At 48.6% G+C, this 12033-nt stretch carries 10 protein-coding genes and 2 pseudogenes; 10 read left to right on the top strand and 2 right to left on the bottom strand.

Annotation, left to right across the window (positions count from 1 at the left end):
* Positions 1 to 67: 67 nt before the first annotated feature.
* Positions 68 to 1318, bottom strand: a complete 1251-nt coding sequence (gene icd, locus M2374_RS03785; RefSeq protein ID WP_181595521.1) for an NADP-dependent isocitrate dehydrogenase — start codon at positions 1316 to 1318, stop codon at positions 68 to 70.
* A 202-nt stretch (positions 1319 to 1520) separates the two neighbouring features.
* On the opposite strand from icd, the gene rluE reads away from it, so the two are divergent.
* The 7 genes and pseudogenes from rluE to M2374_RS03750 form a co-directional block, all read left to right on the top strand.
* Positions 1521 to 2144, top strand: a complete 624-nt coding sequence (gene rluE, locus M2374_RS03780; protein WP_096757397.1) for a 23S rRNA pseudouridine(2457) synthase RluE — start codon at positions 1521 to 1523, stop codon at positions 2142 to 2144.
* Positions 2145 to 2187: 43 nt separating this feature from the next.
* The gene (locus tag M2374_RS03775) at positions 2188 to 3117 is read left to right on the top strand and encodes a hypothetical protein (RefSeq protein ID WP_181688232.1); all 930 of its coding nucleotides are present in this window, start codon (positions 2188 to 2190) and stop codon (positions 3115 to 3117) included.
* 10 nt (positions 3118 to 3127) lie between these two features.
* Positions 3128 to 3589, top strand: coding sequence for an NUDIX hydrolase (locus tag M2374_RS03770; protein WP_117342947.1), 462 nt, complete (start codon positions 3128 to 3130; stop codon positions 3587 to 3589).
* A 53-nt stretch (positions 3590 to 3642) separates the two neighbouring features.
* Positions 3643 to 4749, top strand: coding sequence for a tRNA 2-thiouridine(34) synthase MnmA (gene mnmA / locus M2374_RS03765; RefSeq protein ID WP_181688233.1), 1107 nt, complete (start codon positions 3643 to 3645; stop codon positions 4747 to 4749).
* Positions 4750 to 4784: 35 nt separating this feature from the next.
* Positions 4785 to 5426, top strand: a complete 642-nt coding sequence (hflD, locus tag M2374_RS03760; RefSeq protein ID WP_117343114.1) for a high frequency lysogenization protein HflD — start codon at positions 4785 to 4787, stop codon at positions 5424 to 5426.
* A gap of 3 nt (positions 5427 to 5429) precedes the next feature.
* Positions 5430 to 6800 carry an adenylosuccinate lyase gene (gene purB / locus M2374_RS03755; RefSeq protein WP_181688234.1) on the top strand — a complete coding sequence of 457 codons (1371 nt, stop codon included), beginning with the start codon at positions 5430 to 5432 and terminating at the stop codon, positions 6798 to 6800.
* A gap of 312 nt (positions 6801 to 7112) precedes the next feature.
* A pseudogene (locus M2374_RS03750) lies at positions 7113 to 7376 on the top strand (SOS response-associated peptidase family protein); the annotation flags it as partial.
* Positions 7377 to 7788: 412 nt separating this feature from the next.
* Here M2374_RS03750 and M2374_RS03745 read toward each other — a convergent pair.
* Positions 7789 to 8712, bottom strand: a complete 924-nt coding sequence (locus tag M2374_RS03745; RefSeq protein WP_249418282.1) for a phage exclusion protein Lit family protein — start codon at positions 8710 to 8712, stop codon at positions 7789 to 7791.
* 723 nt (positions 8713 to 9435) lie between these two features.
* Between M2374_RS03745 and M2374_RS03740 the strand changes: the two genes are divergently transcribed.
* The 3 genes and pseudogenes from M2374_RS03740 to M2374_RS03730 form a co-directional block, all read left to right on the top strand.
* Positions 9436 to 10326, top strand: coding sequence for a hypothetical protein (locus tag M2374_RS03740; RefSeq protein ID WP_181688236.1), 891 nt, complete (start codon positions 9436 to 9438; stop codon positions 10324 to 10326).
* Between the two features lie 483 nt (positions 10327 to 10809).
* Positions 10810 to 11379, top strand: a complete 570-nt coding sequence (locus tag M2374_RS03735) for a hypothetical protein (RefSeq protein WP_181688237.1) — start codon at positions 10810 to 10812, stop codon at positions 11377 to 11379.
* Between the two features lie 473 nt (positions 11380 to 11852).
* A pseudogene (locus M2374_RS03730) lies at positions 11853 to 11948 on the top strand (SOS response-associated peptidase); the annotation flags it as partial.
* Positions 11949 to 12033: the final 85 nt, after the last annotated feature.

Here is a 12033-nt window from a genome sequence, read left to right as displayed (position 1 = left end):
GTTAGCAGCCTAACAAAAAATAACGGGAGCGTTACGCTCCCGTTAATAAATTTAACAAATTACGGCATTACATGTTTTCGATGATCGCGTCACCAAACTCTGAACATTTCAGCAGCTTAGCGCCGTCCATCAGACGTTCAAAGTCATAGGTTACGGTTTTCGCGTTGATCGCGCCTTCCATACCTTTAACAATTAAGTCAGCCGCTTCGGTCCAACCCATGTGGCGCAGCATCATTTCAGCAGACAGAATGATAGAACCAGGGTTCACTTTATCCTGACCCGCATACTTCGGTGCAGTACCGTGGGTGGCTTCGAACAGTGCACATTCGTCACCGATGTTTGCACCCGGCGCGATACCGATACCGCCAACCTGCGCTGCCAGGGCATCAGAGATGTAGTCACCGTTCAGGTTCATACAGGCAATAACATCATACTCTGCCGGACGCAGCAGGATCTGCTGCAGGAACGCATCGGCGATAACGTCCTTAACAACGATCTCTTTCCCGGTTTTCGGGTTCTTGATTTTCACCCACGGGCCGCCGTCGATCAGTTCACCACCAAACTCTTCACGCGCTAACTGGTAACCCCAGTCTTTGAACGCGCCTTCGGTGAACTTCATGATGTTACCTTTATGTACCAGGGTAACAGAATCACGATCGTTAGCGATGGCGTATTCAATCGCCGCACGCACCAGACGTTTTGTCCCGTCTTCGGAACACGGTTTGATACCGATACCGCAATGTTCCGGGAAGCGAATTTTCTTCACGCCCATCTCTTCACGCAGGAATTTAATCACTTTCTCTGCATCAGCAGAGTCGGCTTTCCACTCGATACCAGCGTAGATGTCTTCAGAGTTTTCACGGAAGATGACCATGTCGGTCAGTTCAGGATGTTTAACCGGGCTTGGGGTGCCCTGGTAGTAACGAACCGGACGCAGGCACACGTACAGGTCAAGTTCCTGACGCAGTGCAACGTTCAGTGAGCGAATACCGCCGCCAACTGGGGTAGTCAGTGGGCCTTTAATAGCAACACGGTAGTCACGAATCAGATCAAGGGTTTCAGCAGGCAGCCAGACGTCCTGGCCGTATACCTGAGTGGATTTCTCGCCGGTGTAGATTTCCATCCAGGAGATTTTACGCTCGCCTTTATAGGCTTTCTCGACAGCAGCATCGACAACTTTGATCATCGGTGGGGTTACATCAACGCCGATACCGTCGCCTTCAATGAACGGGATAATCGGATTTTCAGGAACGTTGAGTTTGCCGTTTTGCAGGGTGATCTTCTTACCTTCCGCCGGAACAACTACTTTGCTTTCCATTCACCTCTCCTTCGAGCGCTTCTGGTTCTGCTCGTCTGTCATCACGCTGCATGTGCATTTGCGTCCTGCTACACGGATGCGTTAGAGCAACTTTTTGTTAATGATTTGTAATGAGCGTGTCAATACTACCCTATTGTTCGCCGCCATGAAAGACACTCGTTCTTAGGCTATAATGCGGCAATTGATATAATCTGAAAATACCATGCAAAAAACTTCTTTTAGAAATCACCGGGTTGAGCGATTCAGCTCACGACAAGTCACTAAACAGCGTAAAGAAAACCAGCCAAAACGCGTGGTTTTGTTCAATAAACCCTACGATGTTTTGCCACAATTTACTGACGAAGCGGGTCGCAGCACGTTAAAAGATTTTATTCCCGTACAGGGCGTCTATGCTGCGGGGCGCCTGGACAGGGATAGCGAAGGCCTGTTGGTACTGACCAATGACGGTGCATTACAGGCCCGATTGACGCAGCCGGGTAAGCGCACCGGAAAAATTTATTACGTACAGGTCGAAGGAGAGCCGACGCCAGAGGCGCTGGATGCCCTGCGCAATGGCGTGACGCTCAATGATGGCCCAACGTTGCCGGCAGGCGTTGAGGTTGTTGCCGAACCTGACTGGCTGTGGCCGCGAAATCCACCGATTCGCGAGCGCAAAAGCATTCCCACCCGTTGGTTGAAAATCACGTTGTATGAGGGGCGTAACCGTCAGGTGAGACGCATGACGGCGCATGTGGGTTTCCCCACGCTGCGGTTAATTCGCTATGCCATGGGTGATTACACGCTGGATAATCTCGCCAACGGCGAATGGCGTGAGCTGCAGCCGTAGCATCCATTTTTAACGCAACTATTAACAGGGAAGAACACGGCATATGGATAAACGGATCATTGCAGCGCTCATGTTGTGCGGAGTTTCACCATTTTGTTATGCAAAACAGAACTGTGAAACGCTCGCCGGGATCGCGGCGGGAGAGGCAAATTATCTTTACGCTACTGCCAACGTCAGCGCTGACTCTCGTCTGCATTTCTACTCTGCGCCGGCCAGCGGATGCCAGCTCCCGGCGTTTTTGGTCAATAGCGACACTGTAGAGGTACTCAGAAGTTCGCAGCGTTATGAAAGCACAGGCATGCTGTCCAAAGACGAACCTTTTCGTTACGTCCGCTATCGGGGCGCAAACGGCACTTTCGCTACCGGTTGGGTTACCGCCGACGGACTCACGCCGTTAGCTAACCCGCTTCCTGTTAGCCCTGCCTGCCAGACATGGGCCAATAAAGCGATGTCACAACGCGAAAAAATGCCCCCCGCCGCCAGCAACCATTATCAGGTCATCGGCAGCTCGCGCGCTGGATTCTATTCAATGCCAAATGCACAGTGTCGCAACAGTTCCGTATTCCTGGTTCCCGGCGACGTGGTTTCTGCTCAGGAAGAGTCCAAAGACGATTTTATTGAGGTGGTCTATTACACCGCCAATCGTCATAGCGTGCGCGGCTGGTTGAAAAAATCACAGCTGCAACCTTTAAACAGCGGTGACCGCTATCGCGACGACATCAATCCACTCTCTACAGATACAGCCACGCGGGTCGCCACTCTCAGTTTGCGTTATGACTATCAATGTGTTTTTTATGAGAGCTGGAATGCGAAAAACGCGATTGAAATCATCGTGCGCGAAGACCACCAAACCGAATTTTGCCGGGGTGCCGCCGATCCACAAACCTCCCCTCCGGTGGCCTATATCAGTATCGATAAAGCCACGGGTGAGATCAGCTGGCCAGATGTGTCTGAAGGCTTTAAAGAAGAATAAGAGGTGAACCATGTTCAAACCGCACGTCACCGTCGCCTGCATTGTACATGCCGAGGATAAGTTTTTAGTCGTTGAGGAAACCATCAACGGCAAAGCGTTATGGAACCAGCCTGCCGGGCATCTGGAAGCGGACGAAACCTTGGTACAAGCCGCTGCACGCGAACTGTGGGAAGAAACCGGCATCACCGCGCAGCCGCAGCATTTTATTCGCATGCATCAATGGATAGCCCCGGACAGAACCCCGTTCTTGCGTTTTCTGTTTTCTATTGAGCTTGCCAATATGTGCGCTACTGAGCCGCATGACAACGATATAGATTGCTGTCGTTGGGTCAGCGCTGAAGCTATTTTATCTGCACCGAACCTGCGTTCGCCGCTGGTTGCTGAGAGCATTCGCTGTTATCAGAGCGGGCAACGGTATCCGCTGGCAATGATCGGAGAATTTAACTGGCCGTTTACAGAGGGTGTCAAGTAAAGGGCTGCGTGATAGAATATGCCGCCTTTAAGTTCAATGTCGTGAGTATTCCTATGTCTGAAAGCCCAAAAAAAGTGATCGTCGGCATGTCCGGCGGTGTCGATTCCTCCGTTTCTGCCTGGCTGTTGCAACAACAGGGTTATCAGGTTGAAGGCCTGTTCATGAAGAACTGGGAAGAGGACGACGGTGAGGAATACTGTACCGCTGCTGCCGATCTTGCAGATGCGCAGGCAGTCTGCGACAAACTCGGCATTGAACTGCATACCGTTAACTTTGCCGCAGAATACTGGGACAACGTCTTTGAGTTGTTCCTTGAAGAGTACAAAGCGGGTCGTACGCCAAACCCGGATATTCTGTGCAACAAAGAAATTAAGTTTAAAGCCTTCCTCGAATTTGCCGCTGAAGATTTAGGTGCCGATTTCATCGCCACCGGTCACTACGTGCGCCGCGCGGACGTCGACGGCAAAAGCCGCCTGCTGCGTGGACTCGACGGCAATAAAGACCAAAGCTATTTCCTCTATACGCTCGGTCACGAGCAGATCGCCCAAAGCTTGTTCCCGGTCGGTGAACTGGAAAAACCACAGGTGCGCAAAATCGCCGAAGATCTGGGCCTGATTACCGCGAAGAAAAAAGACTCCACCGGCATCTGCTTTATTGGTGAACGTAAATTCCGCGAGTTCCTTGGCCGTTACCTTCCGGCTCAGCCAGGAAAAATCATCACCGTGGATGGCGAAGAAATCGGCCAGCACCAGGGGCTGATGTATCACACTCTGGGCCAACGTAAAGGTCTGGGTATCGGCGGAACCAAAGAAGGGACCGAGGATCCATGGTATGTGGTCGATAAGGACGTTGAGAACAACATTCTGGTTGTCGCTCAGGGTCACGATCACCCGCGTCTGATGTCCGTTGGCCTGATCGCGCAACAGCTGCACTGGGTCGATCGCGAACCCTTCTCCGGCACAATGCGCTGTACGGTGAAAACCCGCTATCGTCAGACCGATATTCCGTGCACCGTTAAGGCGCTGGATGACGAACGTATTGAAGTGATTTTTGACGAGCCGGTTGCGGCGGTGACGCCAGGTCAGTCGGCCGTCTTTTACTGCGGCGAAGTGTGCCTCGGTGGCGGAATTATCGAGCAGCGCCTGCCTCTGCCGGTATAATTTATCTACATATCTAATACAAGGAAGCAGTGAACGTGGCAAAGAATTATTATGACATCACCCTCGCTCTGGCAGGCATTTGCCAGTCGGCTCGCCTGGTGCAACAACTGGCACACCAGGGGCACTGTGATGCCGATGCACTACACGTTTCACTCAACAGTGTTATTGATATGAATCCCAATTCTACGCTGGGCGTGTTTGGTGGCAGTGAAGCCAATCTGCGTCTGGGCCTTGAAACGCTGCTCGGTGTACTGAACGCCAGCAGTCGTCAGGGACTGAACGCGGAACTCACCCGCTATACCCTGAGCCTGATGGTGCTGGAGCGCAAGCTGTCAGCCGCCAAGGGCGCAATGGACACGCTGGGGGACCGTATTAATGGCCTGCAGCGCCAGCTAGACCATTTCGATTTGCAGTCAGAAACGTTAATGAGCGCAATGGCGGGCATTTATGTTGACGTCATCAGCCCGCTCGGCCCACGTATTCAGGTCACGGGATCCCCAGCAATCCTCCAGAGCCCGCAGGTTCAGGCCAAAGTCCGTGCGTCGCTTCTGGCTGGCATTCGTGCTGCCGTACTCTGGCACCAGGTCGGTGGCGGTCGTCTGCAACTCATGTTTTCTCGTAATCGCCTGACCACTCAGGCAAAACAAATTCTTGCTCATTTAACCCCGGAGTTGTGATCTATGGAATTATCCTCACTGACCGCCGTTTCCCCTGTCGATGGACGCTACGGCGATAAAGTCAGCGCGCTGCGCGGGATTTTCAGCGAATACGGTTTGCTGAAATTCCGTGTACAGGTTGAAGTACGCTGGCTGCAAAAACTGGCCGCGCACGCAGCGATCAAGGAAGTTCCTGCTTTTGCTGCCGACGCAATCGGTTTCCTTGATACGATCGTCGCTAACTTCAATGAAGAAGATGCCGCGCGCATCAAAACCATTGAACGCACGACCAACCACGATGTGAAGGCCGTTGAGTATTTCCTGAAAGAAAAAGTCGCTGATATCCCGGAACTACACGCTGTTTCCGAGTTTATCCACTTCGCCTGTACCTCAGAAGATATCAACAACCTGTCTCATGCGCTGATGCTGAAAACCGCCCGCGATGAAGTGATCCTGCCATACTGGCGCAAGCTTATCGATGCGGTAAAAGACCTGTCCGTGCAGTATCGTGACATTCCCCTACTCTCCCGTACGCACGGCCAGCCGGCAACACCCTCTACGTTGGGCAAAGAAATGGCTAACGTGGCATACCGTATGGAGCGCCAGTATCGCCAGCTAAACCAGGTAGAAATTCTCGGTAAAATCAACGGTGCCGTCGGTAACTATAATGCCCACATCGCCGCTTATCCGGAAGTTGACTGGCATCAGTTCAGTGAAGAATTCGTCACTTCGCTGGGTATTCAGTGGAACCCGTACACCACGCAGATTGAGCCGCACGACTACATTGCTGAGCTGTTCGATTGCGTCGCGCGTTTTAACACCATCCTGATCGATTTTGACCGCGACGTCTGGGGCTATGTGGCGCTGAACCACTTCAAACAGAAAACCATTGCCGGTGAAATTGGTTCTTCCACCATGCCGCACAAGGTTAACCCTATCGACTTCGAAAACTCCGAAGGCAACCTGGGCCTGTCTAATGCGGTACTGCAGCACCTGGCAAGCAAACTGCCGGTTTCCCGCTGGCAGCGTGACCTGACGGATTCTACCGTTCTGCGTAACCTGGGCGTGGGAATTGGCTACGCGTTGATCGCGTATCAGTCCACACTGAAGGGTGTGAGCAAACTGGAAGTAAACCGCGATCATCTGCTGGATGAACTGGACCATAACTGGGAAGTGCTGGCCGAGCCGATTCAGACCGTTATGCGTCGTTACGGCATTGAAAAACCGTACGAGAAGCTGAAAGAGCTGACCCGCGGCAAGCGCGTTGACGCCGAAGGCATGAAGCAGTTTATCGACGGACTGGCCCTGCCAGAAGACGAGAAAAAGCGCCTGAAAGCGATGACGCCAGCCAACTATATTGGTCGCGCCATCACCATGGTTGATGAGTTGAAGTAATCAATCCTGCGCCAGATGGCGCTCACGCTTATCTGGCCTACATTTATCCCGCGTAGGCCAGATGTGGCGTTCATGCCACCTTCCGACATTCCCCTCGGTTTATTAAATGTTTATCCCCACAGCCACATAATCAGCGTTAGACTATAAAATTGATTTTGTAAATTTAGCAATTACAGTCAATTACCATAAAATCAATCAGTTAATGAAAAATCGCCTTGGACAATTTCGGGCAATGTGAGTCATTTCATCGCCCCAAATCATGCCCCGAACTGATTTTTGCCCCCAAATTTGCCCCCAAAAATTAACAATCGATGGTGGTCTAAGCTGCCGCTAATTTATGCACGTTCTGAAACTGCAACCATCAGCAGAATGTTTAAACCACTCTGGCAGCATGGCCGTGTAATTTGCTTAGCTGATGGCTGGTAAGAATGGAAAAAGGAAGACGACAAGAAACAGCCTTGCTTTATTCATCGGGCCGATGGTGCCGTACCGGCTGATAAATTTATACGACACGCGGTGACGCGTGCCGTTGGAAATGTGAAAAATCAGGGGCCCCAGTTAGCTCAACCAATGTGACGCAGCATTACATTGCCAAATTCATAGCTACCATTTGATATAATTGAAATTATCATGCTTTCTACTTTCAAAAACAGCCAGTGGCTACCTTTTACAACTCATTGATTATCTAAACTTTGATTTTAGTTTTGGGGAAGAGTTTTCGCCAAGAATCCAAGTTTTTCGCCGGCACATTCAACGCGCTACCACTATTGGCAAACCTCGATGATAAAGCTTTTACTGCCGCTGAAGTCCGCTATGAGCGAAAAGAAGACGGTCACCACCGCGCAGGCGGTGGATTGCTTCAGACAAAGAGCGGTCATTCAATGATAGAAGATTCTATTTCATTTTTGTGCCAGAAGCTGCCGCTCAGTAACTCCCGCAATAAACGGCGCGAGGAATGAGCGTCCGGCGACCGAATTTGATTACCTTGTTATATGCCATTTTCAAGATCTGCGATTAGGTCAAAGCATAGCGATTTATAATCCTTTACGATCTTCGGCTGAATGGTTATTGAATGATATTTCAGCAACGCAAGGGCGAATGAGGAAAAATACAGCCAGAACCAGTCATCTTCCGGTAAATTGACATCTTGCACAGTCGCCGACCAACGCCCGTAAATGGGAGGATGTGTCTCTGAACCCGCGAGGCGGTTTCTTCCTGTTGCGAAAAGGATAAATGCGGATGCTAGAGCGATCCCCATCATACGCTTCATCCTAACCTTTTCCGGGGGATACCCACTGCTTGCGGCGTACTGATCGATCTTGGATATCATCATATCTTTAGCGAACTGATCACACAGATATTCTTCGTCCTTCGGGTCTTCCGGTGCATTTCCTTCAGCTGAGAAAATTACGTGCTTCAGTTCATGTAAAAATACATATGCCGTAGCCATGCACGTGAGATCATATACTGCAGCGCGCTCTGAATCTGACGGCCTACCCTTCTCAGGATCAGGAATAGCCACTGGCCATTCAAAGTCGTCTTCATGAAATGCAGTGCTCAGGTCTTTCACTGCATCAAGTATCGACTTGAAGGCTTCATCTTCTGCTGCCTGATCTGGAATCTTGTTGATTTCGTTTATGTCGAGAGTGGTACCGAATGATTTGAAGAATACGATCAACGAAGAATAACAATGTAACGCCTGCCTTCCCGCATAACCGAAAAGCCACATTTGACGCATTGATCTGCTGGTGTACTGGATTGCGGAGAACCCTCCAGCATCTAAGTTAAATCCTTCGCGGTCAGCAATCAGTCGGAACTGGGCATCATAATCGTTAGCGATAGATTCAATCTCTGATGCTCTCTCAGGAACAACACCGTCAAAAAGTTTTCGAACAATGTCTGTCGTTTCCACTAGTCCTCCTATGGCATATAACAGTGCGTTATACCGGCCCCGCAAGGTCGGCTTCCTTGCAAGCCAGATTACCTTGTAAGGTCAGAAAGTCCAATGACAGCTTTATGTACGAAGTAGTCATTGAGCTACTACGTATAAATGACCGCTCCTAGCACACAAGCGACATCCAGGCCTCTCCGGCCACGGCATGAAGGGGCGCCAGTTCATACCGCTGCAGGTAGTTCCTCAGCCGCACCGGCCTGGACGGTGCAGTGATTCTGTCCAGGGCTGGCATTCCGCAAGCTGCAGCTACGCGGCCAGCCTGAAATCTGCTGGCATACTTTACGCTCGATGCGCCGGTGAACACGGCCCGCAGCTGGCATCTTTACACATAACCAGTACTGTAAAAGTCCCGTAATACCGTGTCGCCCGGACATTTTATGTACCGTTTGGCCGCTACCATTCAGTACTTTTCGTCCTGCTGACAGATGCGCCATCGCAGCTGCGCGGCCAGTCGAAAAACTGCTGGCATAACCCGCCCTCGATGCGCCGGTGCGGACGCAGAACTGCTGGCAAATCGCCGCCGTTACGTAATCCTCTTGCCACTTTGGACGTTCAGGTGTTTCTGTCCAGCATGACTGGTTTGGAGGGATCTAACTTGATAGAATCCTAGTGCAGTCATATCACCTTATAATAAATTATTTATTGGTTTATGGGAATATTAAGCCCATACAAGGAATATAAATGACGGAAAGAATTGCAATAACAGATGAAGAATTAAATAGACCAGAAATGATTGAGTTGGTAACTTCCGTCCCTGCCAGCCTACTTGATATTAACTCTCCTGGTATATCTCTCGAAGTTAGAAAAAAAATACTTAAAGACAAATACAAACAGAGAGTAATTGCAGATGGTTTAGAGACCGGGCAAATAACATTAACTGAAAGGGGGTATGTATTCAGTTCATATCAAACACCAAGCTCTTTTGCTGGGCTTGTGTTCGAGGCTTACCTTGTAGAGCAATTTAACAGTAATGAAAAGGCTGGCCTGCGAGCATTTCAGTGGTGCACAGAAAGGTCAGAAGGGTGGTCAAAAAAACCTTTCCAGGATTGCAAGGCTGTCGGAACAGGACTGTTATCTACAAAAAGACAGCTGATTGGTCATTTTTCGCCGCATAGTAATGCCGATATTATATTCATTCGTAAAAACCCCAATGTAGATGTTATGGAGCCAGTATTAATTCATGAGCAAAATAACGCAGCATCCATACAGGTTAAAAGCATAAAATTCAATTTCAAAGAGGAAATAGTCGATAAAGTTCTGTCAGGGAAATACAGGCGGGTCATAACTATGTTGAGCGATCATAATAAAAGACCGTCATGGAGCATTTGCCATAATATTTTACTAAAAATGTGGCGCTCCGGGAATATTACCCAAGCTGAATATGCTGATGCGATTAGTAGAATTCAGGGGCCTGAATATTTTGAGCTAAATCAGCAAGACGCAGATGACTACCATGAATTTATTATGGAGTGGCACCGTGGGCAGGTAAAACCTACAGACCATATTACTGAAGCCGCCTCTCAGGAGATAATTGGTTATAAATACGAGAACGGCCTGCTGGTTCCCGTGTAAGCCAAGACTGACTGGACGTTCATGTAATTCTTTCTATTAAACCAATTTTCAGCGTTCTGGAACCAAAGTCGGCTATATTGCTACCAATCCAAACCGGTTCCAGCCCAAATCACGCCACTAAGGTGATTCCCTGAGCCACCTGGACATAACCGTTATTTTGTCCAATCCGGGTGTGTTGCTCCACTGCTGATACACAATCGGTAATGCTCGGTAACTAAACGGCAGATATGAGCGAGAAGCGGAAGTACGGAATTGTTGTTCTCACCACCAAGGGGCATTACTAACATTTCCGCGTGTTAATCAATGGAAACAGATCAACGGATCTGACCAACTTGCCTTCAGCCAGACCGGTTATTTTCAAAATTGAATTGCGGTCGATGTCGTTCTGTTGCATCGTAACCAGTCGGGTAGTCTTGAAAATCTCAGCATTAGGCTATTTTACCACCTATTGATACCGATTCTATATCAATTTAAGAGGAAAATATGAAAAAACAAAAGGTTGAATATGATTTAGAACTTGATCCAAATGCAGATTATAAGATGGCGTGGCTTCATGAAAGAGATAAAAAAAATTTCGAGTCATTAACAAAATGGTTATATCTTGGAGCTGATATTAAAGACATCGGATTTGCTAAGGTAGGTTTGACCATGGATGACCTTTCAAGTCGATCATATAGTTCTGCCAATCCTAACTATTATTTGTTTTGTGCTTTTAAATGTCGAGATGATCTTACGAAAACCGAGGTTGAAAAGATTGAACGAAGCGCATTGGAATATCTTGAACGCGTATTTGCTAATGAAGATGGTACTTCAAACCGAGCGAGTCACGCGGAATCTGGTCGTTTGTCTGAATGTTTTTATAACATTAACTTTACAAACTTCTTCATTAGCTATCATGATTATCTTTTTGAACAATTTAGCAATAAATTTATAGTCTGCGGGTTTGAGAACGAGTTTGGAGATGATGAGGGCGAGTTTCTTGATTGTGAGTTTAATCCAAAGTTCACGCAGCAAGAAAAAAATAAATTCATCAGGATGATACTTCGTTGGTAAGGCATATAAAATGTTAAAAAATATGAGGTCAAAAAAGGCATAAAATTTAATGACAGCAGATAATACGCTTTTTGATATTTGACCTCACGAGACATAGCTTCTGCAAGGTCCGCTTCTGGCACATAGCAGCCCTTAAGCGGTAACTCGCCATCATGGGGTGTCGGGGGGGCGGAGGTTCAAATCCTCTCGCGCCGACCAAAAATCCTTTAATAACCAGCCTGTTACGGCTGTTTTTTTATGTCTGTTTTCTGAAAGGGGAAGCTTCGGGGAATTACTGGGAAAAAGTCCGTCAAATGTTGTCTATTAATCGCTCTCGAACACAATGATTAAGGCCCCCTTCACTTTCGGAATTCATCAATTCACAAAGAAATCATTCCGATTTATTTTACAAGCTCCGTTTAAATCTTTAACGGTGCGCACCACTTTTTCTTACTGCCCAATACTTTTAGTCTGACATATGGCTGGAGGTTTCTATGTGTGGACGCTTTTCACAGTCAATGACACGAGAGGACTATCTTGCCCTGCTCGCTGAAGAAGGTGAACGCAACATTCCATACAATTTTGAGCCAACTAGCTGATTGAATGCGGCAAGATATCAAAATCCTTCTGCAGCTAAATTTATATAGCTCGCGGTTACGCGTGTTATATAGAATG

Source organism: Citrobacter sp. JUb117 (genome assembly GCF_024809055.1).
In the GTDB taxonomy this organism is placed as follows: Bacteria; Pseudomonadota; Gammaproteobacteria; order Enterobacterales; family Enterobacteriaceae; genus Citrobacter; species Citrobacter gillenii.
The sequence above is the reverse complement of the archived record's forward strand: the minus strand, read 5'-3'. Positions and strand labels throughout refer to the sequence as shown.